The organism is Pantoea sp. XY16, assembly GCF_025153065.1.
Classification (GTDB): domain Bacteria; phylum Pseudomonadota; class Gammaproteobacteria; order Enterobacterales; family Enterobacteriaceae; genus Pantoea; species Pantoea alfalfae.
This window is the reverse complement of the sequence record NZ_JANZNP010000003.1, coordinates 312,293-334,912: the sequence shown is the minus strand read 5'-3', so window position 1 is coordinate 334,912 and position 22,620 is coordinate 312,293. Positions and strand designations below refer to the sequence as shown.

At 54.5% G+C, this 22,620-nt stretch carries 25 protein-coding genes and 1 other annotated feature; of the genes, 12 read left to right on the top strand and 13 right to left on the bottom strand.

Annotated features, from left to right (window positions below; all coding sequences use genetic code 11):
• Window positions 1-115 precede the first annotated feature (115 nt).
• The 9 genes from ihfA to N1689_RS04440 form a co-directional block, all read right to left on the bottom strand.
• Window positions 116-418 carry an integration host factor subunit alpha gene (gene ihfA, locus N1689_RS04480; RefSeq protein ID WP_003853259.1) on the bottom strand — a complete coding sequence of 101 codons (303 nt, stop codon included), beginning with the start codon at window positions 416-418 and terminating at the stop codon, window positions 116-118.
• 4 nt (window positions 419-422) lie between these two features.
• A complete protein-coding gene (gene pheT, locus N1689_RS04475) occupies window positions 423-2,810 on the bottom strand; it encodes a phenylalanine--tRNA ligase subunit beta (RefSeq protein WP_161735828.1) in 2,388 nt (795 codons plus the stop codon).
• 14 nt (window positions 2,811-2,824) lie between these two features.
• On the bottom strand, window positions 2,825-3,808 hold the full coding sequence (gene pheS / locus N1689_RS04470; protein WP_161735830.1) for a phenylalanine--tRNA ligase subunit alpha: 984 nt from the start codon (window positions 3,806-3,808) through the stop codon (window positions 2,825-2,827).
• A gap of 71 nt (window positions 3,809-3,879) precedes the next feature.
• Window positions 3,880-4,005, bottom strand: a sequence feature (Phe leader region).
• Window positions 3,956-4,000 (bottom strand): pheST operon leader peptide PheM, encoded by a 45-nt coding sequence (pheM, locus tag N1689_RS04465; protein ID WP_106120997.1) that lies wholly within the window; start codon window positions 3,998-4,000, stop codon window positions 3,956-3,958. It overlaps the preceding feature by 45 nt.
• Window positions 4,006-4,122: 117 nt before the next feature.
• The gene (gene rplT, locus N1689_RS04460; protein ID WP_003853267.1) at window positions 4,123-4,479 is read right to left on the bottom strand and encodes a 50S ribosomal protein L20; all 357 of its coding nucleotides are present in this window, start codon (window positions 4,477-4,479) and stop codon (window positions 4,123-4,125) included.
• Window positions 4,480-4,523: 44 nt separating this feature from the next.
• Window positions 4,524-4,721 carry a 50S ribosomal protein L35 gene (rpmI, locus tag N1689_RS04455; protein ID WP_004157374.1) on the bottom strand — a complete coding sequence of 66 codons (198 nt, stop codon included), beginning with the start codon at window positions 4,719-4,721 and terminating at the stop codon, window positions 4,524-4,526.
• A 99-nt stretch (window positions 4,722-4,820) separates the two neighbouring features.
• Window positions 4,821-5,372, bottom strand: coding sequence for a translation initiation factor IF-3 (gene infC, locus N1689_RS04450; RefSeq protein ID WP_033732471.1), 552 nt, complete (start codon window positions 5,370-5,372; stop codon window positions 4,821-4,823).
• Window positions 5,373-5,375: 3 nt separating this feature from the next.
• Window positions 5,376-7,304, bottom strand: coding sequence for a threonine--tRNA ligase (gene thrS, locus N1689_RS04445; protein WP_161735832.1), 1,929 nt, complete (start codon window positions 7,302-7,304; stop codon window positions 5,376-5,378).
• Window positions 7,305-7,552: 248 nt separating this feature from the next.
• Window positions 7,553-8,314 carry a YdiY family protein gene (locus N1689_RS04440; RefSeq protein ID WP_161735834.1) on the bottom strand — a complete coding sequence of 254 codons (762 nt, stop codon included), beginning with the start codon at window positions 8,312-8,314 and terminating at the stop codon, window positions 7,553-7,555.
• Between the two features lie 351 nt (window positions 8,315-8,665).
• On the opposite strand from N1689_RS04440, the gene ghoS reads away from it, so the two are divergent.
• Both ghoS and N1689_RS04430 read left to right on the top strand, forming a co-directional pair.
• Window positions 8,666-8,986, top strand: a complete 321-nt coding sequence (gene ghoS / locus N1689_RS04435; protein ID WP_222924113.1) for a type V toxin-antitoxin system endoribonuclease antitoxin GhoS — start codon at window positions 8,666-8,668, stop codon at window positions 8,984-8,986.
• A 78-nt stretch (window positions 8,987-9,064) separates the two neighbouring features.
• Window positions 9,065-9,958, top strand: coding sequence for a fructosamine kinase family protein (locus N1689_RS04430; protein ID WP_260058070.1), 894 nt, complete (start codon window positions 9,065-9,067; stop codon window positions 9,956-9,958).
• Between the two features lie 12 nt (window positions 9,959-9,970).
• Here the strand turns inward: N1689_RS04430 and N1689_RS04425 are convergent, their stop codons facing one another.
• Window positions 9,971-10,507: a YniB family protein gene (locus N1689_RS04425; RefSeq protein ID WP_013357676.1), complete on the bottom strand. Its 537-nt coding sequence runs from the start codon at window positions 10,505-10,507 to the stop codon at window positions 9,971-9,973.
• A gap of 149 nt (window positions 10,508-10,656) precedes the next feature.
• Here N1689_RS04425 and hxpB point away from each other — a divergent pair, with 149 nt between their 5' ends.
• From hxpB to N1689_RS04395, 6 genes are all read left to right on the top strand, one after another.
• Complete coding sequence (gene hxpB, locus N1689_RS04420; RefSeq protein ID WP_161735839.1) at window positions 10,657-11,325, top strand: hexitol phosphatase HxpB; 669 nt, start codon at window positions 10,657-10,659, stop codon at window positions 11,323-11,325.
• Window positions 11,326-11,499: 174 nt separating this feature from the next.
• Window positions 11,500-12,336 carry a 5-dehydro-4-deoxy-D-glucuronate isomerase gene (gene kduI, locus N1689_RS04415; RefSeq protein WP_161735841.1) on the top strand — a complete coding sequence of 279 codons (837 nt, stop codon included), beginning with the start codon at window positions 11,500-11,502 and terminating at the stop codon, window positions 12,334-12,336.
• A gap of 16 nt (window positions 12,337-12,352) precedes the next feature.
• Complete coding sequence (gene kduD, locus N1689_RS04410; RefSeq protein WP_187484101.1) at window positions 12,353-13,114, top strand: 2-dehydro-3-deoxy-D-gluconate 5-dehydrogenase KduD; 762 nt, start codon at window positions 12,353-12,355, stop codon at window positions 13,112-13,114.
• A gap of 149 nt (window positions 13,115-13,263) precedes the next feature.
• Window positions 13,264-13,854: a metal-dependent hydrolase gene (locus N1689_RS04405; protein WP_161735843.1), complete on the top strand. Its 591-nt coding sequence runs from the start codon at window positions 13,264-13,266 to the stop codon at window positions 13,852-13,854.
• A 151-nt stretch (window positions 13,855-14,005) separates the two neighbouring features.
• A complete protein-coding gene (locus tag N1689_RS04400; RefSeq protein WP_161735845.1) occupies window positions 14,006-15,397 on the top strand; it encodes an L-cystine transporter in 1,392 nt (463 codons plus the stop codon).
• A 188-nt stretch (window positions 15,398-15,585) separates the two neighbouring features.
• A complete protein-coding gene (locus N1689_RS04395) occupies window positions 15,586-15,975 on the top strand; it encodes a DUF6515 family protein (RefSeq protein ID WP_222924116.1) in 390 nt (129 codons plus the stop codon).
• A 66-nt stretch (window positions 15,976-16,041) separates the two neighbouring features.
• Here N1689_RS04395 and osmE read toward each other — a convergent pair whose 3' ends face one another.
• Window positions 16,042-16,377 carry an osmotically-inducible lipoprotein OsmE gene (gene osmE / locus N1689_RS04390; RefSeq protein ID WP_010245718.1) on the bottom strand — a complete coding sequence of 112 codons (336 nt, stop codon included), beginning with the start codon at window positions 16,375-16,377 and terminating at the stop codon, window positions 16,042-16,044.
• A 303-nt stretch (window positions 16,378-16,680) separates the two neighbouring features.
• Here osmE and N1689_RS04385 point away from each other — a divergent pair, with 303 nt between their 5' ends.
• The 4 genes from N1689_RS04385 (at window position 16,681) to cho (ending at window position 20,705) form a co-directional block, all read left to right on the top strand.
• A complete protein-coding gene (locus tag N1689_RS04385) occupies window positions 16,681-17,883 on the top strand; it encodes a multidrug effflux MFS transporter (RefSeq protein WP_260058067.1) in 1,203 nt (400 codons plus the stop codon).
• A gap of 118 nt (window positions 17,884-18,001) precedes the next feature.
• Window positions 18,002-18,826, top strand: a complete 825-nt coding sequence (gene nadE / locus N1689_RS04380) for an ammonia-dependent NAD(+) synthetase (RefSeq protein ID WP_222924118.1) — start codon at window positions 18,002-18,004, stop codon at window positions 18,824-18,826.
• Between the two features lie 60 nt (window positions 18,827-18,886).
• Window positions 18,887-19,777, top strand: coding sequence for an aromatic amino acid DMT transporter YddG (gene yddG / locus N1689_RS04375; protein ID WP_260058066.1), 891 nt, complete (start codon window positions 18,887-18,889; stop codon window positions 19,775-19,777).
• A gap of 67 nt (window positions 19,778-19,844) precedes the next feature.
• The gene (gene cho / locus N1689_RS04370; RefSeq protein WP_161735854.1) at window positions 19,845-20,705 is read left to right on the top strand and encodes an excinuclease Cho; all 861 of its coding nucleotides are present in this window, start codon (window positions 19,845-19,847) and stop codon (window positions 20,703-20,705) included.
• A 72-nt stretch (window positions 20,706-20,777) separates the two neighbouring features.
• Here the strand turns inward: cho and spy are convergent, their stop codons facing one another.
• Together spy and astE are read right to left on the bottom strand one after the other, a co-directional pair.
• Window positions 20,778-21,272, bottom strand: coding sequence for an ATP-independent periplasmic protein-refolding chaperone Spy (spy, locus tag N1689_RS04365; RefSeq protein ID WP_161735856.1), 495 nt, complete (start codon window positions 21,270-21,272; stop codon window positions 20,778-20,780).
• A gap of 307 nt (window positions 21,273-21,579) precedes the next feature.
• On the bottom strand, window positions 21,580-22,575 hold the full coding sequence (gene astE / locus N1689_RS04360) for a succinylglutamate desuccinylase (RefSeq protein WP_161735866.1): 996 nt from the start codon (window positions 22,573-22,575) through the stop codon (window positions 21,580-21,582).
• Between the last annotated feature and the right edge of the window lie 45 nt (window positions 22,576-22,620).

Sequence of the window (22,620 nt, the reverse complement as noted above, 5' to 3'; positions counted from 1 at the left end):
GGTGTGGGCATTGACGGGCGCGGGAAGCGGGATCCTGGCTTACTGAAACCCTGAAAGCTGCTTACCGGAACCATGAAAAAAGGCCGCTTGCGCGGCCTTTTTGAAACGCTGAAATTCAGTCAGTCTCTTTGGGTGTAGCGTTCTCTACGCGGCTTTTCAGCTTCTGTCCTGGGCGGAACGTTACTACGCGACGCGCAGTAATCGGAATATCTTCACCCGTTTTCGGGTTTCTGCCAGGACGCTGGTTCTTGTCACGCAGATCAAAATTACCAAACCCAGACAGTTTTACCTGTTCTCCATTTTCCAAAGCGCGACGTACCTCTTCGAAAAACAGCTCTACTAACTCTTTGGCATCGCGTTTGCTCAGCCCGAGTTTCTCAAACAGGTACTCTGACATCTCAGCTTTTGTAAGCGCCATAGGTTCAATCCCTCAAGGTTGCCTGGAATCGCTCTTTTAATGCCGCAACGCATTTGCCAACGGTCGCGGCAATCTCCTCTTCTTCGAGTGTCCGGCTGGTATCCTGCAAAATCAGGCTGATTGCGAGGCTCTTGAAGCCCTCAGAAACGCCCTTACCGCGGTACACGTCAAACAAGTTTACGCCAACTACCTGATTTACGCCAACTTTCTTACACTCCGCAATGATATCTGCTGCAGGGACGTTTTCAGCCACTACAACGGCAATATCACGGCGGTTCGCCGGGAAGCGAGAAATCTCGCGCGCGTCAGGCAGGACGCGGTCTGCGACCTTATTCCAAAGCAGTTCAAAGACTAAGGTGCGGCCATTGAGATCAAGCTTACGTTCCAGCTCAGGATGAACAACGCCGATAAATCCGATATGTTCATCACGTAAATAAATCGCCGCGCTCTGTCCTGGATGCAACCCCGGATTCGCCTCAGCCCGGAAGCTGATCTCATCCAGTTTGCCGGTTAAATCGAGCAGCGACTCTAAATCGCCTTTCAAATCATAGAAGTCAACTGTCTGACGCGCCAGATCCCAGTGCTCTTCAACGCGGTTGCCGCTGATGACGCCAGCCAGCATAAGATCCTGACGAATGCCCAAATCCGCCTGCGTATCTGGCACAAAGCGTAAGCCGCTCTCAAACAGACGTACACGGCTCTGCTGACGGTTCTGGTTGTAAACCACCGCACTGAGCAGACCGGTCCAGAGTGACAGACGCATTGTCGACATATCGCTGGAGATCGGGCTTGGCAGTAGCAGCGCCTCTTCACCTGGATGCAGCAGCTGCTGGATTTTCGGATCAACGAAACTATAAGTAATTGCTTCCTGATAACCTTTATCTACCAGCAGGTTTTTGGCGCGTTTCAGCGACAGATCCGCTTCACGGTGATGGGTCATCACCAGACCCGCCTGTACCGGCACATCAGGAATATTGTTGTAGCCATAAATACGGGCCACTTCTTCGACCAGATCTTCTTCAATGGCCATATCGAAGCGCCAGCTCGGTGCGACGGCCTGCCACTGCCCTTCACCTACAGTCACGTCACAGCCGAGACGCGTCAGAATGTCGGTAACCTGCTCATCTGCAATCACGTGACCAATCAGACGATCCAGCTTTTCGCGACGCAGCGTGATCGTGGCGGGTACAGGCAGCGCTGACTGATGAGTCTGATCGATAATCGGGCCCGCTTCACCGCCGCAGACAGACAGCAGCAGCTGAGTGGCACGCTCCAGCGCAACGTGTTGCAGTGCCGGGTCAACGCCACGCTCGTAGCGATGTGATGCGTCGGTATGCAGACCGTGACGACGAGCGCGACCAGTGATAGAGAGCGGATCGAAATAAGCACACTCAAACAGGATGTTCTGCGTTTCGCCGTTCACACCCGAATGTTCACCACCAAAGATACCGGCCATCGCCAGCGCTTTATGATGATCGGCGATCACTAAAGTATCACTCTGCAGGGCGGCTTCCGTACCATCCAGCAGCGTCAGCTTTTCGCCCTCTTTCGCCATACGCACCACGATACCGCCATCAACACGGTCAAGGTCGAAGGCGTGCATCGGCTGACCCAGCTCCAGCAGAACGTAGTTGGTGATATCGACGACCGGATCGATAGAGCGAATGCCGCAGCGACGCAGCTTCTCTTTCATCCACAGTGGCGTAGCAGCCTTAACGTTAATCCCTTTCACGACGCGGCCCAGATAGCGCGGGCAGGCTTCTGCCGCGTCAACCTGAATCGGGAACGTGTCGTTAAGCGTCGCCGCGACCGGCTGCATCTCCGGTACGTTCAGCGGCAGGCCGTTGAGCACGGCAACATCACGGGCGATACCGATCAGACCCAGACAGTCGGCGCGGTTAGGCGTAACGCTGATTTCGATAGTGTTGTCGTCCAGCTGCAGATAAGCGCGGATATCGGTGCCAACCGGCGCATCCGAAGGCAGTTCGATGATGCCGTTGTGATCGTCGGAAATACCCAGCTCAGAGAACGAGCAGAGCATTCCTTCAGAGGGCTCGCCACGCAGTTTGGCCGCTTTGATTTTGAAATCACCTGGCAGCACAGCGCCTACGGTCGCGACGGCGACTTTCAGTCCCTGACGGCAGTTCGGCGCGCCACAGACGATATCCAGCAGGCGATCGCCGCCCACGTTGATTTTGGTGACACGCAGCTTGTCGGCATTAGGGTGCTGGCCGCACTCGACTACTTCACCGACCACAACGCCGTGGAACGCACCGGCAACCGGCTCAACCCCGTCCACTTCCAGACCGGCCATAGTAATTTGTTCAGACAGCGCAGCGCTGTCCAGGGCTGGATTTACCCATTCGCGTAACCAGAGTTCACTGAATTTCATTGGATATCCTGCCCTTACTTAAATTGTTTGAGGAAACGTAAATCATTTTCGAAGAAAGCACGCAGGTCAGTCACGCCATAGCGCAACATGGTCAGACGCTCCATGCCCATACCAAAGGCGAAACCAGAGTAAACTTCCGGATCGATGCCGACATTGCGCAGCACGTTAGGGTGCACCATGCCGCAACCCAGCACTTCCAGCCACTTGCCGTTTTTACCCATAACATCCACTTCTGCCGATGGCTCAGTGAACGGGAAGTAAGAAGGACGGAAACGAATCTGTAAATCTTCTTCGAAGAAGTTGTTCAGGAAATCGTGCAGCGTGCCTTTCAGGTTGGTAAAGCTGATGTTTTTATCAACGATCAGCCCTTCCATCTGATGGAACATCGGCGTGTGAGTCTGGTCGTAATCGTTACGGTAGACGCGGCCTGGCGCAATAATGCGGATAGGCGGCTGCTGAGCCTGCATGGTGCGGATCTGCACGCCAGAGGTCTGAGTACGCAGCAGACGCGTGGCGTCGAACCAGAAGGTGTCGTGATCGGCACGTGCCGGGTGGTGCGCAGGAATATTCAGCGCATCGAAGTTATGATAATCATCTTCAATTTCCGGCCCTGTTACCACGCCAAAGCCTAACTCGCCAAAGAAAGTCTCAATGCGATCCATGGTGCGGGTGACCGGATGCAGACCGCCATTCTCAATACGGCGACCCGGCAGCGAGACATCAATGGTCTCTTCCGCAAGACGGGCATTCAGCACAGCGGATTCCAGGGCATCTTTGCGTGCATTCAGGCGCTCAGTGACCTGCTGCTTCGCTTCGTTGATTACCGCACCTGCTGCAGGACGCTCTTCTGCTGGCAGCTCGCGTAACGTCGTCATCTGCAGTGTCAGATGTCCTTTCTTACCCAGGTATTCGACGCGCACCGCGTCAAGGGCGGCGATATCCGTCGCCCCGTCGATGGCCGCCGTGGCGCTGGCCACCAGTTCTGCGAGTTGGGACATAATTTCCTCTTTTTCCAGTCAGGCTGGTCAGTTCTCGTTGGGACCTGCCGGTCCAATATGCTAGCGCCAGAAACAAAAAAGCCTCCACGAGGGAGGCTTTTAGCGCGGTTTTTCGTTTCTTCTCTTATGCGCAAAAGCCCCCGAATGTCAGGCGCTAAAGTAAAAAAAGAAACGGAAAATAGCAGCATTCATGCTTGCGGTTACCTTGTCATGCGATACAGGGGGTCTATTGAAAAGCTCTGCGACGAAAATGTCAATCTTTTGCGTAGGTTACAGGCAATAAAAAAGGGAGCAAGCTCCCTTTTTCATCTGACTTACGCCAGGGCTGATTTCGCTTTTTCGACCAGTGCAGAGAATGCCACTTTGTCGAATACTGCGATGTCGGCCAGGATCTTACGGTCGATCTCAATGGCTGCTTTTTTCAGACCATTGATGAAACGGCTGTAAGACATGCCGTTCTGACGTGCCGCTGCGTTGATACGCGCGATCCACAGCTGACGGAACTGACGCTTACGCTGACGACGGTCACGGTAAGCATACTGACCAGCTTTGATAACAGCCTGGAAAGCAACACGGTAAACACGTGAACGTGCACCGTAATAGCCTTTAGCTTGTTTTAAGATTTTTTTGTGACGTGCGCGAGCAACTACACCACGTTTTACACGAGCCATTTAGCTCTCCTGTTTAATATTCTGAATTAATGAAAAAAATTTACTTATGCGTACGGCAGGCAGGCAATAACCAGACCCAGATCGCCTTTTGACACCATGCCTTTAGGGCGCAGGTGACGTTTACGCTTAGTAGATTTTTTAGTCAGAATATGACGCAGGTTTGCGTGTTTACGCTTGAAGCCGCCAGAAGCGGTCTTCTTGAAGCGCTTAGCCGCGCCACGTACAGTTTTAATCTTTGGCATTTTAAAAATATCCACTTCGCATTGTTAATAACATGACCCAGACAGGCGAACAGATAACCGCACGGCGCGAACGCTGCGCGGCTATTGCTACTTGAAAGCCTACTGTTTCTTCTTAGGAGCGAGCACCATGATCATCTGGCGGCCTTCGATCTTCGAAGGGAAGGATTCGACAATGGCCAAATCCAGATCTTCACACAGGTCTTTACGGACGCGGTTAAGCACTTCCATACCGATCTGCTGGTGCGCCATCTCACGACCGCGGAAGCGGAGCGTGATTTTGGCTTTATCGCCATCTTCCAGAAAGCGAATCAGGTTGCGTAGTTTGACCTGATAGTCGCCATCATCGGTTCCAGGACGGAATTTGATTTCCTTAACCTGAATAACTTTTTGCTTCTTCTTCTGTTCCTTAGAAGATTTGCTTTTTTCATAGAGGAACTTGCCGTAATCCATAATACGGCAGACCGGCGGTTCGGCATTCGGGCTGATTTCGACTAAGTCGCCGCCCGCTTCCTCGGCTTTTTCCAGAGCTTCGCGTAATGTGACAATGCCAATCGGCTCGCCATCCATGCCCGTTAAGCGCACTTCAGTTGCGCGGATTTCACTGTTAATTTTGTTCGGACGCGTCGGTAGTACTCGTTTTCCGCCTTTAATACTTTATTCCTCCAATTGGTGAAGATTTCGGCTGCGAACCTCTTGTTGCAACTTCTCAACAAACAGATCGACATCCATCGTTCCCAGGTCTTTACCACGGCGGGTGCGAACGGCAACTTTGCCTGATTCCACCTCTTTATCACCGCAGACCAACATATAAGGGACGCGACGTAGTGTGTGCTCGCGGATTTTAAAGCCTATCTTCTCATTTCTCAAGTCTGCCTTCACACGAATGCCAGCATTCTGCAGCTTACGCGTCAAAGACTCAACATATTCCGCTTGTCCGTCGGTAATATTCATTACCACAACTTGCAGCGGTGCCAGCCAGGTTGGGAAGAAACCGGCGAACTCTTCGGTAAGAATACCGATGAAGCGCTCCATCGATCCCAGAATCGCACGGTGAATCATCACTGGCGTCTGACGGTCGTTGTTTTCACCTACGTAGGTTGCTTCAAGGCGTTTTGGCAGGGAGAAGTCTAGCTGAACTGTTCCGCACTGCCAGGCGCGATCAAGACAATCGTACAAAGTGAACTCAATTTTAGGGCCGTAGAACGCGCCTTCGCCAGGCTGGAACTCAAACTCAATGTTGTTTTCGTTCAGCGCGGCGGCCAGGTCTTCCTCGGCACGATCCCACATCTCATCTGTACCGATGCGCTTCTCAGGACGGGTGGATAACTTCACCACAATCTTTTCAAAGCCGAAGGTGCTGTACATGTCATAGACCATGCGGATACAGCTGTTCACTTCGTCACGCACCTGCTCTTCTGTACAGAAGACGTGTGCATCATCCTGGGTAAAGCCGCGAACGCGCATCAGACCGTGCAGCGCACCTGATGGCTCATTACGGTGACAGCTACCAAACTCTGCCATACGCAGCGGCAGGTCACGGTAGGATTTCAGACCCTGATTAAAGATCTGAACGTGTCCAGGACAGTTCATCGGTTTGATGCAGTATTCACGGTTCTCAGATGAGGTGGTGAACATGGCTTCTTTATAGTTTTCCCAGTGCCCGGTTTTTTCCCACAGGACACGGTCCATCATGAACGGACCTTTAACTTCCTGGTACTGGTACTCTTTTAATTTGCTGCGGACAAACACTTCCAGCTCGCGGAAGATGGTCCAGCCGTCATTATGCCAGAAGACCATACCGGGGGCTTCTTCCTGCATGTGATAGAGATCCAGCTGCTTACCAATCTTACGATGGTCACGCTTCGCCGCCTCTTCCAGACGCTGCAGATAGGCTGCCAGCTGCTTTTTGTCGGCCCATGCGGTGCCATAAATACGCTGCAGCATTTTATTGCTGCTGTCGCCGCGCCAGTAGGCACCGGAGATCTTCTGCAGTTTAAAATGATGGCAGAACCGCATGTTCGGCACGTGCGGACCGCGGCACATGTCGACATATTCTTCGTGATGATACAGGCCAGGCTTATCGTCATGGCTGATGTTTTCATCAAGAATGGTGGTCTTGTAGATTTCGCCGCGCGCCGCAAAGACGTCGCGTGCTTCCTGCCAGCTGACTTTTTTCTTCACCACATCGTAGTTGGTTTCAGCCAACTGATGCATGCGTTTTTCCAGCAGGTCGATATCTTCCTGGGTCAGGGTACGATCGATGTCGACATCATAATAGAAGCCGTTATCAATGACCGGGCCAATCGCCATTTTGGTATCCGGCCACAGCTGTTTAATGGCGTGCCCTAACAGGTGCGCACAGGAGTGACGGATAATTTCCAGACCCGCTTCATCTTTTGCGGTAATGATCGCGACAGCGGCATCGTCGGTGATGGGATCAACAGCATCAACCAGTTCACCGTTAACGCGGCCAGCGATACAGGCTTTCGCCAGACCTGGACCGATGTCCAGCGCAATATCCATGACACTGACAGGGCGGTCAAACACGCGCTGGCTGCCATCAGGAAGCGTAATTACAGGCATTTCATGTCCTTATTTGCAGTGGTAAGCCACACGAAAGCTTACATGCAACGTAATGTAAAATGAGTGACCTGGCGTGATATCAGACCCACATTGTCGGAATGTCGCCAGGATTGCAGTGCGTAGCGGATGATAGCAGTTTTCGCCGACGAGAAAAACCATCCCCTTTTCGCTAAGCCATGGAGCGAACAAAAAAAAGCGGCCTGACACACAGTGTCAGACCGCCAGGCATGCCGCAGTTTAAAATGCGCTTACATTGCGTAAGAGAGCATGATTGAGGTTTTGGTGTCGGTACGATCTGGCGCAGACTCAGCCGGATTGTTGTTCCAGGTGACGTTGTAAGCCAGCTTCAGCGCGAAGTGGCTATTGATAGCGACCTGCAGGCCGGTTTCGGAGTTCACTGTGGTGTCTTCACCAAAGCTGCTCAGCACGGATACGCCCTGAATAAATTTGGTGGTGTCGGTCAACTGCCACTGATAGCTCACTGCGCCATAGCCCAGCGCCTTGGTCTGATGACCGCCAGCGTGGTAATCGTCATAACGCACACCCGGACCCAATTCCGCACGCAGCGAGTGCACCGGACCATTCAGAATCTGACGACCGTAACCGGCAGTCAGCACGTCACGTGAATCATAACCATTGAAACGATCGCTTAACCAGCTCGCCTGCCCAAACAGGTAGTCATAGGAGTTGAGGTTATAGCGTGAACGACCACCGATGTTGTACGTCTCTGAAGAGCGTTCATCATTTGACGAGGTGTTCGCTGCGTTACCCCACAAGCTGTAGGCCATAGATGACTGATACCAGGTCATATTGGTCTGAGCCGTCATTGATGAACTGGTGGTGTTACCGGTTTGCGCCAGGTATCCCGCAGCAGCAGAGCCTTCAAATGGCTTCTTAGCCGTGGAAGGGTCATCCATTGAGGTGAATACGGCGTTATCGGCCAGTGCCTGGTGACAAAACGCTCCGGCGGAGAGCAAAAGAACAGCAGACAGCTTGTTATAGGCTTTCATTAAATGTGATCCGTGCGACTGTTTAAAAAACGGAGAGTCTGAAGCGTTTTGCCCGGCATTCAATGCAATTTACGGTAAGTTTTGTAAAAAATTATTAACTTACACAAAATGCCTGGAATCACCCTGACAACCCATGTTAATTGGGACTCATCTTATTAACGTCGCGCATTATAGTGCTGCCCAGATGAAAAGCCAGACGTAACGGCAGAAAGATTTTTACGTCAATGGCAGGGCTCCTGACACTGATTTACGTTATGCGTCACGACAGACATTTAGCATCTCTTTCATAATTCGCCTGAATTTTCACCATAGTCTACGCTCAGTTCAGTTTCTCTTTCCCGGAGGTGCCTCATGAGCAATACGGCCTTAACCCGTTATATCGTGACCTTTCATTATCAGGAGTCGGGATTAAGTGACATCCTGGAGCTGACCAGCGCGATGACCGCCGCCGGTTTCACCACCACGCTGGCTGATGAAAACGGCCATCCCCATGAACTGGGCACGAACAGTTATGGCATCGTCAGTACGCTGGACGCTGAGGATCTGCGACAGCAGGTTGCGGCTGCCGGTGAAAACGCACTGGGTCAGAAACCGGATGTGACTGTCATGACCTTTGAAGAGTATCTGCGGGACACTGCCAGTCATCGCCCCGCCACCTCCGCGCCAGAATAAAAGGTGCAATCACGCTGGTTTTGGTGAATATTCAGGCATCAGCATCGGACTTACGCAGCGAACAACGAGGATAGCCCTATGTGGTCAGCCATCAGTCGTCTGTTAAGCGAGCAGTTAGGCAACGCCGAAATCACTCAACGTCACGCCCTTGCGGGTGGTGATATCCATCCCACCTGGCATATTCGCTACGGTGACCACGATATCTTCGTCAAAAGTAACAGCCGCGAGATGCTGTCGCTTTTTACCTGGGAAGCCGACCAGCTTGCCTTGCTGGCGCGCACCGGCACGGTTCGAGTGCCAAAAGTGTATGGTGTGGGTCATCATCGCGAGGAGAGCTTTCTCTTGCTGGAGTACATCAGGCCACAGCCGCTTGATGAGCAGCGTGCATATCAGCTGGGTCAGCAGCTGGCGCACCTGCACCAGTGGAGCGAACAGACGCAGTTCGGCCTCGATTTCGACAACAACATCACCACCACGCCCCAGCCTAATAGCTGGCTGCGACGCTGGTCGGTCTTTTTTGCCGAACAGCGCATTGGCTGGCAGCTGCAGCTGGCGGCCGAAAAGGGGATTCAGTACGGGGATACCGAGCTGATAATCGCCTCCGTGCAGCGGGTGCTTGCGTCACATCATCCGCAGCCATCGCTGCTGCATGGCGATCTCTGGCCCGCTAACTGCGCCAGCAGTGACAGTGGCCCCTGGCTGTTCGATCCCGCCTGTTACTGGGGTGACCGTGAGTGCGATTTAGCCATGCTGAGCTGGTACCCTGACCTGCCCCGCCAGATTTACGATGGCTATCAGGCGGTGTGGCCGCTACCGGATGGTTTTTCGCAGCGTCTGCCGGTCTACCAGCTCTACTATCTGCTGAATCGGGCTAACGTGTTTGGCGGACACTGGCCTGGCGATGCGCAGTTCGCCATTGGCCAGTTGCTGGATGAAGATGCGCTCGGCACCCGTCAGGCCAGACCGGCCTGACGGCGTTCACGGTCAGATAAAGCCCAGCAGCGACAGCGCAAAATATCCGGCTATCGCAATCACCACTGGCAGGACGTAAAGCGGGAAAATCTGCAGGAAGATGGTGTGGCGAGGAACGCGCACCTTCTCTTCCAGTTGCTGACGGCTGCGTCCTTCACTGCCCTTTGCCTGCTCCAGAATCATCTGATCTTCAATGCCCTCTTTGACGTGACGTGCCTGCCGTCCCATCCGCGCGCCTGATGACTCCAGCGCCAGTCCGACAAAAATCAGAATGTAGATCAGCCAGAAACCCAGGTTCATCTGACCATTAAATTCCGGTACCGGCGAGTTATGCCAGAAAACGTTCAGGAACGGCGTGTTGAAGCGCAGCATATCGACAATGACATGCACGAAATCAAGCATAACGGCGTCAATACCTGGCTGCTTCTCGCTGTGCTTAAACATAAAGCTCAATACTGAGATAATGGTCGACAGGAGTGCCACTAAAAAGAGCACCCAGCCCACCACGCGCTTAAGGATGGCGATACGGCCAGCCTGTTGATAGGTCATAATATCTCCTGAACCTGGAATCCAATTTGCCGTCAGTCTACCTGCCAACGGAGAAATTTCCCAAATAAAGCGTGGTCAATAGGATGAAGCAGGCGTCACCAGAGAATGATGTTATGGTTAAACCGACTTTATTTATAAGGAGACCGCTGATGGCCTGGCACCGCCCTGTCCTTGCTGCCCTGTTTGATATGGATGGCTTACTGATCGATTCTGAACCGCTATGGGATCAGGCTGAGCTGGATATCTTTTCAACGCTGGACGTTGACCTGTCACGCCGCAGTGAAATGCCCGATACCCTTGGCCTGCGTATCGATCAGACTGTGCGGATGTGGTACGAAACGCTGCCGTGGCATGGCCCCTCTCAGCAGGAGGTCACTGAGCGGATTATTACGCGCGCCATGACGCTGGTGGATCAGACGCGGCCACTGCTGCCGGGCGTGGAAACGGCACTGCAACTGTGCCGGGAACATGGGCTGAAAATCGGCCTGGCCTCCGCATCGCCGCTAAAGATGCTGGAACAGGTGCTGGAAATCTTCAATCTGCGCCCTTATTTTGATGTGCTGTCTTCAGCAGAAGCGCTGCCCTACAGCAAGCCCCATCCGCAGGTCTATCTCAACGCCGCCGCCAGCCTTGCGATCGATCCGCTCAACTGCGTCACGCTGGAAGATTCGTTTAATGGCATGATCGCGACCAAAGCGGCCCGCATGCGGTCGATTGTGGTACCCGCCGCTGAACACCGTGACGATCCGCGCTGGGCGCTGGCGGATGTCCGGCTGGACAATCTGACACAGCTTAGCCTGCAGCATCTGCAGGGATAATAAACAGCCCGCGCATAGCGGGCTTTTTTTTGCCCACTGCGCCTGCCAGTTGATCTACCCCGCAAAAAATAAAACAACGTTTCATTTTTATTGAATTCCCCTCCCGCTCTGCCTAAGATGCCCGAAGCGTCCCCATTCGGGGCATGAATAACCTGACCTGCAGAGAGGCCTGAGATGGACATTCGCCAAAGCATTCACAGCGATCACGCTAAACAACTCGACACTGACGCGCTGCGCCGCGAGTTTCTGATTGAAACGATTTTTTCCGCTGACAATTACACCCTGACCTACAGCCACATCGACCGCATCATCATTGGCGGCGTGATGCCGGTTAATAAGCCAGTCATTATCGGTGATGAGATGGGAAAACAGCTGGGTGTCAGTTACTTTCTTGAACGCCGCGAGCTGGGCATGATCAACATTGGCGGCCCGGGTCTGGTCGAGGTTGACGGTAAAGCCTGGGAGATCGGTCACGAAGAGGCGCTTTACATCGGCAAAGGTGCGCGCAACCTGCAGTTCCGCAGCCTGAACCCTGCACAGCCGGCCAAATTCTATTACAACAGTGCGCCAGCACACAGCACCTTCCCGGATAAGAAAATCACGCTGCAGGACGCAGCAACCGCGACGCTGGGTGATGCCGCGACCTCTAATCGCCGCACCATTAACAAATTTATCGTGCCGGATGTGTTGCCCACCTGCCAGCTCACCATGGGCTTAACCAGACTGGATGAAGGCAGCCTGTGGAACACCATGCCCTGCCACACCCACGAACGCCGCATGGAAGTCTATTTCTACTTCGATATGAGCGAAGAGTGCGCCGTCTTCCACATGATGGGGCAACCGCAGCAAACCCGCCATCTGCTGGTACACAACGAGCAGGCGGTGATCTCACCCAGCTGGTCAATTCACGCCGGTGTCGGCACCCAGCGTTACACCTTTATCTGGGGCATGGTGGGTGAGAATCAGGTCTTTGATGACATGGACCACGTCAAAATCAGTGAACTGCGCTGAGCAGAGGAGAAATACCATGGTACTGAGTACGTTTAACCTGGAAGGTAAAGTCGCGCTGGTGACCGGCTGTAATACCGGTTTAGGGCAAGGTATGGCGCTGGGCCTGGCCCAGGCGGGTTGTGATATCGTCGGCGTTAACCGTGATGGCCCGGATGATACTCACAGTAAAGTGGAGGCGCTGGGTCGCCGGTTCTGGCCGGTGCAGGCCGATCTGATGCAGACCAGCGTGGTGGCCTCAGTGGTTGAACAGGCGCTGGCCGCTGCCGGTAAAATTGACATTCTGGTCAACAATGCCGGCATTATCCGCCGTGAGGACGCACTGAATTTCAGCGAGCAGGACTGGGATGACGTGATGAATCTTAACAGCAAGAGCCTGTTTTTCCTGTCGCAGCAGGTTGCCCGTCAGTTTATCGCGCAGGGTAATGGCGGCAAGATCATCAATATCGCCTCCATGCTCTCCTTCCAGGGCGGTATCCGGGTGCCCTCTTATACGGCGTCGAAAAGTGCCGTGATGGGTCTGACCCGTCTGATGGCGAACGAGTGGGCAAAACATGGCATTAACGTCAATGCCATCGCTCCCGGTTACATGGCCACCAACAATACGGAACAGCTTCGCAATGATGAGTCGCGTAGTGAAGAGATTCTGGGGCGTATTCCGGCAGGCCGCTGGGGCGTGCCTGATGACATGATGGGGCCGGTAGTTTTCCTGGCCTCTTCCGCATCTGACTACGTGAATGGCTATACCCTGGCGGTAGATGGCGGCTGGCTGGCACGTTAATCTTTCTGGCAGAACGGGCGGGCAGTGTTTCATCGCTGTCCGCCTTGTTAAAAATATTCATGCTTCGTTACAGCGTCACATGTTCTCATTTACTGGATAAATCCCTATACTGGATGCATCGACAGCTTTCTTTGCAACCAGGTTCTATCATGACGGGCGAAGGCCACATTATTTTTGCCATTGCCAGCGCTATCTTTGCGAAGCGTGCTGAGCTGACACCCGTACTGGCGCAGGCCGACTGGTGGCATCTTGTTCCCTCAGCCCTGCTGACATGTCTGTTGCCCGATATCGACCACCCCAAATCTTTGCTGGGACAGCGACTACGCTGGCTTTCTCATCCTATTGCGCGCGCGTTCGGTCATCGGGGCTTTACCCATAGCCTGCTGGCGGTGGCCGCCGGTTTATGGCTTTTTCAGATAAACCTGCCCCAGTCGTCGCCAATACCGGCAGACGTACTGCAGGGTCTGACGCTGGGCTACCTCAGTCATATTGTGGCCGATATGCTGACACCCGCCGGTGTTCCGCTGCTATGGCCCTGCCGCTGGCGCTTCCGCCTGCCGATTCTGCGCAGTCAGAAAGGAAACCAGCTTGAGCGGGCATTGTGTCTGGGACTGGTCGGCTATGCGCTGTGGTTCCCGGTCGGCATGCCATATTTTGGTGCAAACGGCTGGCCGGCTCAGCTGTTTGATACGCTACAAAATGGCGTCAGTCGATTAATTTCCAGTCATACTGCGCAATAAATCCGCACAAAACACCATTAAGTTATAAACCATGCCATTTGGATATAAGGCACCCTCTGCACCTGCTGTTACCATTCCTGCTGTCTTAATTCGTGATTAACATTATGCGGCTTTCCCGGGTGGGAAAGCCGCATTACTCTGGAGTTTCAGCATGGACCTTCCTCTTACGCTTAATATCGTGGCCTTTGTGGTGCTGCTGGTATTACTCTCCCGCTTCAGCCGTCAGAACTGGAGCCTGTCGAAAAAAGTGCTGACCGGTCTGGTGATCGGCGTGCTGTTCGGCCTGGTTTTGCAGTTGATCTACGGCGAAAACAGCGCAGTGGTAAAAGAGTCTATCAGCTGGTTTAACATCATCGGTAATGGCTATGTCCAGTTGCTGCAGATGGTGGTGATGCCGCTGGTGTTCGTTTCAATTCTGAGCGCGGTTGCCCGTCTGCATAACGCCTCGTCACTGGGGAAAATCAGCGTACTGACCATTGGTGTACTGCTGTTTACCACCGCGATTTCGGCGCTGGTTGGCGTGTTCGTGACCGGCCTGTTTGGTCTGAGCGCGGAAGGTCTGGTACAGGGTGTGCAGGAAACCGCGCGTCTGAGTGCGATCCAGAGCAACTATGTCGGCAAGGTCTCTGACCTGAGCGTGCCACAGCTGGTGCTCTCCTTTATCCCGAAAAATCCGTTTGCCGATCTGACCGGCGCCAGTCCAACCTCCATTATCAGCGTCGTCATCTTTGCCGCCTTCCTGGGTGTCGCTGCCCTGCAGTTGCTGAAAGATGATGAAGTGAAAGGTCAGCGCGTGCTGGTCGCAATTGATACGCTGCAGTCGTGGGTTATGAAGCTGGTTCGTCTGGTAATGAAGCTGACCCCCTACGGTGTGCTGGCGCTGATGACCAAAGTGGTTGCCGGTTCTAACCTGCAGGACATCATCAAGCTGGGCAGCTTTGTGGTCGCCTCTTACCTGGGTCTGGCCATCATGTTTGGTGTTCACGCCCTGCTGCTGTCGGTGAATGGCATCAACCCGCTGCGCTTCTTCCGTAAAGTGTGGCCGGTGATCACCTTCGCCTTCACCAGCCGCTCCAGCGCAGCGAGCATTCCACTGAGCGTAGAGACGCAGACCCGTCGTCTGGGCGTACCTGATTCGATTGCCAGCTTCGCGGCCTCCTTTGGTGCCACAATTGGACAGAATGGCTGTGCCGGCCTCTATCCAACCATGCTGGCCGTGATGGTTGCGCCAACGGTTGGAATCAACCCGTTTGATCCGCTGTGGATTGCCACCCTGGTTGGGATAGTGACGCTGAGCTCCGCAGGCGTGGCCGGTGTCGGCGGTGGTGCCACCTTTGCCGCCCTGATTGTTCTGCCTGCAATGGGCCTGCCTGTCACCCTGGTGGCGCTGCTGATCTCCATTGAGCCGCTGATTGATATGGGTCGTACGGCACTGAACGTTAACGGTTCCATGACCGCCGGTTCCCTGACCAGCCGCTGGTTAGGTCTGACCGATAAGCGCGTACTGGAAAGTGACGACAACGCCGAGCTGGCGCATCGTTAATCTGCTGTAAACCTGGCGCGCCCGCGCCAGGTTATTTCCGCCCTGCCTCTCCATAATCCTCCCCATTGATGGCGACGCCGTTAAGAAAGCGTTAAGCATGGTAAACAGGCGAAAAATCGCCGCTTTAATGCTTGTCTTTGCCCGGCAAAAAGCGAATTCTGCATCCAGTCTTATGAGGAGGACATCCGATGAAAAAAATTATTGCCTCGCTTCTGACGCTGGCGCTGTTGACGCCCGCGCTGGCTTTCGCCCACCCTGGCGACTGGGGCCCGGGTGGATGGGGTCGACATGGCGGACCCGGCCCCCACTGGGGCGGTCCTGGCCCGGTGCGTTTTTTACCTGAAGCCGCTACCGCGGTGCTGATTGGCGGACTGACCTACTACCTGCTGAACGGCAGTTATTATCAGCGTCACGGGGATGAATATGTGGTGGTCGAACCGCCAGCCGGGTCGCGGGTCAGCAATGAAATGCGGGTACTCGACTTTAATGGTAAACGTTTTTATGTGCAGGATGGCCACTACTACCAGCGGCAGATAGACGGTGATTATGTTGAGGTGCCACGTCCGGCAGGATTGTAATCCGCGCCACAACGAAAAACGGCCCGTCATGACGACGGGCCGTTTGCTATTCAGGAGTGCTACGTGTTACTGCTGAACCTGCGGATCGGTGTCATATTCCGCACAGCTCTGGAAGCCGTAGTTCATCACACGGCCAGTATCGTTGTAGCTCACGAAGTAAGTCTGTGCTTTACCGTCGCGCTGGCCCAGTACGTAAGTCTGGCAGGTGCCGCGCGCGTGAACCATGGTGATTTCAGTAGACGGCGTACCGGCGATCTGACGAACCTGATCACGGGTCATACCTTTTTTAACATCCTTAACAACTGGCTTAGTCACGTAGCTTTCAGCACGATCGTAAGTCGTACAACCAGACAGTGCAGCCAGCGTCAGCGCCGCAGCGATACATCCCATCACTTTATTCATCTTGTTGTTCCTCATTTATTGTCCATGTGGAAACAAGCCTGGAACATAAATGCTGATTTATCAAGTTTATGAGTAACAATTCGTGGCATGGTAAACGTCAGGATATCGTAAAGAAGGCTGTTTTGCTGTCAACGCAGACGTATACTTCCCCGCAAAACAGACACGCCGTAACGACCCGTTTTCAGACTCATCGGCCATCATCTATGAGGGCGTTGATCAGTGTGATAGCTGCGTAACGGGTCTCTGTAATTTACTGACTTACCTGCTTTCTGTTCACCCCATCGCTGACGAATCCGAGGATAAATGACCCCTGTACACGCCAACCGCCTGGTTTACGCCATTACGCTCGGCCTGCTGGCCGCACTGGGCCCGCTCTGCATCGATCTCTATCTGCCTGCCCTGCCACAAATGGCGCAGGATCTGCACACTGAAACCGCAACCGCGCAGCTGAGTCTTACCGCCGGTCTGTTGGGTCTGGGCGTTGGACAGCTGCTGTTTGGTCCAATGAGCGATAAGTTCGGCCGCCTGCGTCCGCTGACCCTGTCACTGGGGCTGCTGTTTATCGCCTCGATGGGCTGTGCACTGGCGCAGGATATTAACCAGCTGATGCTGGCACGACTGTTCGAGGGACTGGCCGGTGCAGGTGGTGCGGTATTGTCACGGGCGATTGCGCGAGATATGTACAGCGGTCATGAGCTGACGCGTTTCTTCGCGCTGCTGATGCTGGTCAACGGCCTGGCACCGATTGGCGCACCGGTACTGGGCGGTGTGCTGATGACGATAGTCAACTGGCGCGGCATCTTTATGGTGTTGGGCGGCATAGCCATTCTCCTGATTCTGCTGGCACGCTGGAAGCTGCATGAAACGCTGCCAGAAGAACGGCGCAGTAAAGGATCGATTTTCTCCGCCTACGCAGCGCTGGGTCAGGTGATAACCCATCGCCCCTTTATGGGCTTCTGCCTGACCCAGGGATTTATGATGTCCGGCATGTTCGCCTACATCGGTGCCTCACCGTTTGTCCTGCAACAGCTTTATGGCCTGTCGCCTCAGGCCTTCAGCTTCTGTTTTGCGGCCAACGGATTTGGTCTGATCATTGCCTCGCAAACCAGCGCCCGCCTCTGTCCACTTTGGGGCGAGTATCGGGTGTTGAAAGGCGGGCTGACGCTGGCCTTTGTCGCCTCCAGTCTGCTGCTGCTGGCCGCGCTGTTACATGCCCCGTTAGCGCTACTGCTGGTGGCACTGTTCTTTACCATCGCCAGTAATGGCGTGATCGCCACCACCGCCTCATCACTGGCGATGCAGAGTCAGGGCCACCGCGCGGGCAGCGCCTCCGCAGTGATTGGCGTCACCATGTTCACCCTGGGCGCGGTTACCGTGCCGATCACCGGCATCGGCGGTACCTCGGTACTGAGCATGTGCGCCACCATTTTTGGCTGCTTTATGATGGCAATTCTGATGTTCAGCCTGCTGGCCAAAAAACCGCTGCCGCGGGTAAAAACTCACTGATTTCGCAATGTTAAGCCTTAATCAGTTGCCGCTTAAGCTTGTTGTTTTGGCGAAGGCACGTTAGCTTTATTAAAACGTTCGCATTAAGCCGACAGGCCACTGACCTGAGGAGAAGTTCATGTCACTGCAGCAGGAAATTATTGAAGCACTGGGTGTGAAACCCGCTATCGACGCCGACCAGGAAGTGCGCGTCAGCGTCGATTTTCTTAAAGCCTACCTGAAACGTCACAGCGGACTGAAAACGCTGGTGCTGGGAATAAGCGGCGGCCAGGATTCAACCCTGGCAGGCAAGCTGGCGCAAACGGCGATTACGGAACTGCGTCAGGAGAGTGGCGATAATGACTACACCTTTATTGCCGTGCGTCTGCCCTATGGTGTGCAGGCGGATGAGCAGGATTGTCAGGACGCGCTGGCGTTTATCGGGCCTGACCGTTCACTGGTGGTCAATATCAAAGAGTCGGTGCTGGCCAGTGAGCGCGCGCTGAAAGAAGCCGGTATTACGCTTTCCGACTTCGTGCGCGGTAATGAAAAAGCGCGCGAGCGAATGAAAGCGCAATACAGCATCGCAGGCATGACCAAAGGGGTAGTGGTCGGCACCGACCACGCGGCAGAAGCGGTCACCGGATTCTTCACCAAGTATGGCGATGGCGGCACTGATATCAACCCACTGTTCCGCCTGAACAAGCGCCAGGGCAAACAGCTGCTGAAGCATCTTGGCTGCCCGGAGCATCTCTACCTGAAGAAACCGACTGCCGATCTGGAAGACGATCGTCCTGGCCTGCAGGATGAAGTGGCGCTGGGTGTCACCTACGAGATGATCGATGATTATCTGGAAGGGAAAACCATCAATCCTGATAACGCCCGCATCATCGAAGGCTGGTATCTGAAGACCGAGCACAAACGTCGCCCGCCGATCACGGTATTTGACGACTTCTGGAAGTAATTCCACGCCTCCTTTGCCCCGACAAGGGAGGCTTCTCTCACTCACCTTGTTGATCGCTGCATGCCTGCCACTGTTTCGCGCGCCACTTTCATCGGACTTATTGCCATTCTGCTATGGAGCACCACCGTTGGCCTGCTGCGCAGCGTCAGTGAAGCCTTTGGTGCCACTGGCGGCGCGGCGCTGATCTATACCACCACAGCGATCCTGCTCTGCCTGACCCGCGGCCTGCCAAAGCCCGGCGCAATGCCTGCAATCTATTTATGGCTGGGCGGGACCCTCTTCGTGGGCTATGAAATCTCTCTGGCGCTGGCGATCGGGCTGGCCAGCGATCGCAGTCAGTCGCTGGAGCTGGGAATGATTAACTATCTCTGGCCCTGCCTCACCATCGTGCTGGCTATTCCATTTAATCAGCAACGTTTCCGCGTCTGGCTCTGGCCCGGACTGCTGCTGTCGCTGCTGGGGATCGTCTGGGTAATGAAAAGCAGCGGCAGCGGCTCGCCTGCGCTGTTATGGCAGAACATGCTGCGTAATCCTGTCGCCTATGCACTCGCCTTTATCGCTGCCCTGACCTGGGCGATCTACAACAACGTTACCCGCCGCTGCGCCCGGGGTTCGAACGGCGTCACGCTGTTTTTTATCCTGACCGCGATGGCGCTGTGGATTAAATATGTCTTTAGCGATCGTGCCGCGCCGATGACCTTTGCACTGGTTCCACTGCTGGAGGTGCTGTTTGTCGGACTCTCTACCGCTATCGCCTACTCCGCCTGGAACCACGGGATTCAGCAGGGCAACCTGACGCTGCTGGCCACTGCCTCGTATTTCACGCCCGTGCTGTCGGCCCTGCTGGGATCGCTATGGCTCGGCCTGACGCCACCGCTGGTCTTCTGGCAGGGGGTCGCGATGATTACCCTGGGTTCGCTGATCTGCTGGCTGGCGACACGGCGTCTTTAACCAGACGGCTGGCGATCATTTCGCCTGCCTGTTATGCTGTATGGACAACCAGTAAGTGGAGTTCATTTTGGCCAGACGTGCTGCCATTCTTCGTCCCGAACCCGACGCGAATAAAATTTATCAATATCCTGAACACCTGCGTGAATGGCTGGAAGGTCTGCCGAATCACCCTGGTGTCTATACCTTTCACGGCGAGAGTGAGTCACTGCCGCTCTACATCGGTAAAAGTGTCAATCTGCGTTCGCGGGTAATGTCCCATTTTCGCACCCCTGATGAGGCGAAAATGCTGCGTCAGTCGCGGCGAGTAAGCTGGATCCCTACCGCAGGTGATCTCGGCGCACTGCTGCTGGAAGCGCAGATGATCAAAACCCAGCAACCGCTGTTTAATAAGCGGCTGCGCAAAAACCGGCAGCTCTGCTCGTTACAGATTACCGATGGCAAACCGAATGTGGTTTACGCAAAAGATCTCGATTTCAGCCAGTCTCCCAACCTGTTTGGCCTCTATCGCAGTCGCTTTGCTGCGCTTGAACGACTGAAGCAGCTTGCGGATGAGTATCAGCTCTGTCATGGCCTGCTGGGTCTGGAAGCGCTGAGTGCGGGTCGGGGCTGCTTCCGTTCGGCACTGCGCCGCTGCGCCGGTGCCTGCTGCGGTAAAGAGCCGGTCAGCGATCATCAGGATCGTCTGCTGGAAGCGCTGGAGAATGTCCGGGTCTTTTGCTGGCCCTGGCAGGGTGCCGTAGGTCTGGTGGAGGAAGGCAAAGAGATGACCCAGATTCACGTCATCGACCACTGGTTCTATCTTGGTTCGGTGAACAGCATGGATGAGGCCAGAAAACTGCAGCGGCCCAAAGGCGGTTTTGACCACGACGGCTACAAAATCCTCTGCCGCCCGATTCTGTCGGGTGCCTACCCGATTCTTCCGCTATAAAAAAACCGCCGATGCTGCCCACTTACTTCAGTGGACAGCGTCGGCGGTCTCAGACCGGTGGCTTAGCTAAGGTTATTCAGCCGGTTCTGCTGGCGGTGCCATTTTTCCATCATGCGGGCCTTTCTCAGTCAGACGCTTTTCAAAGTTCGCGTTGTACTGTTTTTTCTGTTCCGGCGTCAGCACGTTATAGAGCTTGTTCTGAGTTTCCAGCATCTTCAGCGCATGCTCTTTCGCATTTGCGGACATTTTTTCTGCCTGCGCTTCTGCTTTGCTCTGGTCGAAGCTGTCAGAGGCAATGATGCTGTGGGCTGCGCGACGCTCATCCAGCGACGGACGCTGCATATCTTTGTGGCTCTCTTTCATGATGTCACGCATCTGCGTTTTCTGCGCGTCGGTCAGGTTCAGACCTTTAAACATCATCTCCGGGCCATGACGCATTGGCGGTTTATGCAGTGCTTTTTCGCTGCCTGCTGGCGGTGGAGTCAGGTTATCTGCAGCAGCATGGACGGCGGTAGCTGCACCAAACGCCAGCGAAGAAGCCAGTAAAAGGGAAGTCAGTTTGCGCATAATCGTATCCTTATAATTCATGATAATGACGACAGCACTCTGTCGCGTCTTCGGAAACAAGCATACGACGCTGAACGTCAACTACTCAGAGCCTGAGTAAAGCCGTGAAAGCATAAAAGATAAAAATCGGGCAATCATGAAGAGAATAAGAAGAAAGGCGTGAGAAATTGAAAACGTTTATGAATTTACTGCGAATTTCGCAGAAATCATGGAGGAGTGTAATGGTTACGACAGGAAAGCGGAAGGCTCTCTCGCGCTTTTCCTGCCGATTTTTTAGCGCCATGAACAGCGCTGGTAAGTTCAGCCATCAGACCGGCAGTGCCTGAGTCTGTTCGCCCTCTTCTATCAGCATCAACCCGGCACGCAACCCGGCTGCTACGTTGGGGTTTGGGAACAGCACATATTCCCGTGCCTGCTGCACGTAATAGCGGGTGTTGCCATCTTCCGCCAGTAACGTCCCCTGTGGAAAGGCGGTAAAGTTCAGCGTTTCCGGCGACATATGGAGCGTGAAGTGCTCACTCAGCCGGGTGATCTGCTGCGCAACCCGATAGTGGCGCGGCTTAACGGTAGTGACGGGCATGGCTTCACCATAGAGTAAAGATGCCAGCGCCTGCTGTGCTGCACTGAACTGGCTGAGATCGTTCTCGCCAAACGGCAGCGCTTTGCCCAGCTCGAGGGTACAGCTGGCCGCACCGAAGTGTTCGCAGCTGAAGTGAGTAAAGGTGCCGCCCGGCGCGCGATGGAAAACCAGCGCTTCCAGCCCGGCAGCGGCCAGCCAGTCAAGAAACGCAGGCGGCCAGGGGCGCTCGTTGTGCGGCATCACGCCGAACTGAGGATGATAAGAGCCGCGAATCGCCGTGTGCATGTCGAGATGCCAGCGCGTCTCATCGCACTCGCCCAGCTGCCAGAACGTTTCCAGCGTCTGCTCCAGCCGCAGCACGCGGCGGGCCTCATCGCCATCGTCAATCTGCTGCCAGCGTCCGCCAAACAGCCGGTTGATGTCATAGCGCACATAGCGCTTACCCGCCCGCAGCGCTGTGGGATTACCCAGAATCACCAGCATGCGCTGCTGCAGCGATTTTTCACCGCGCAGCAGGGGATTAATCAGCTGGTTCACGATTTCAACCGGGGCGGTTTCATTACCGTGGATCCCGGCGGAAAGAACCAGCGCCTGTTTAACCGGCACCGTTGGCTCCATTAACAGTATGCCGTGATACAACCACTGCCAGCGAAGATGCGCCGTTTCACCACTGCGCTTACGCGGCACCTCGCCGGAAAGCGTTTGCTGTAAAAAGTCCTGCATCATTCCTCCTTTGCGCCTGAGCAGATGGCAGACTCTTCTACCTCC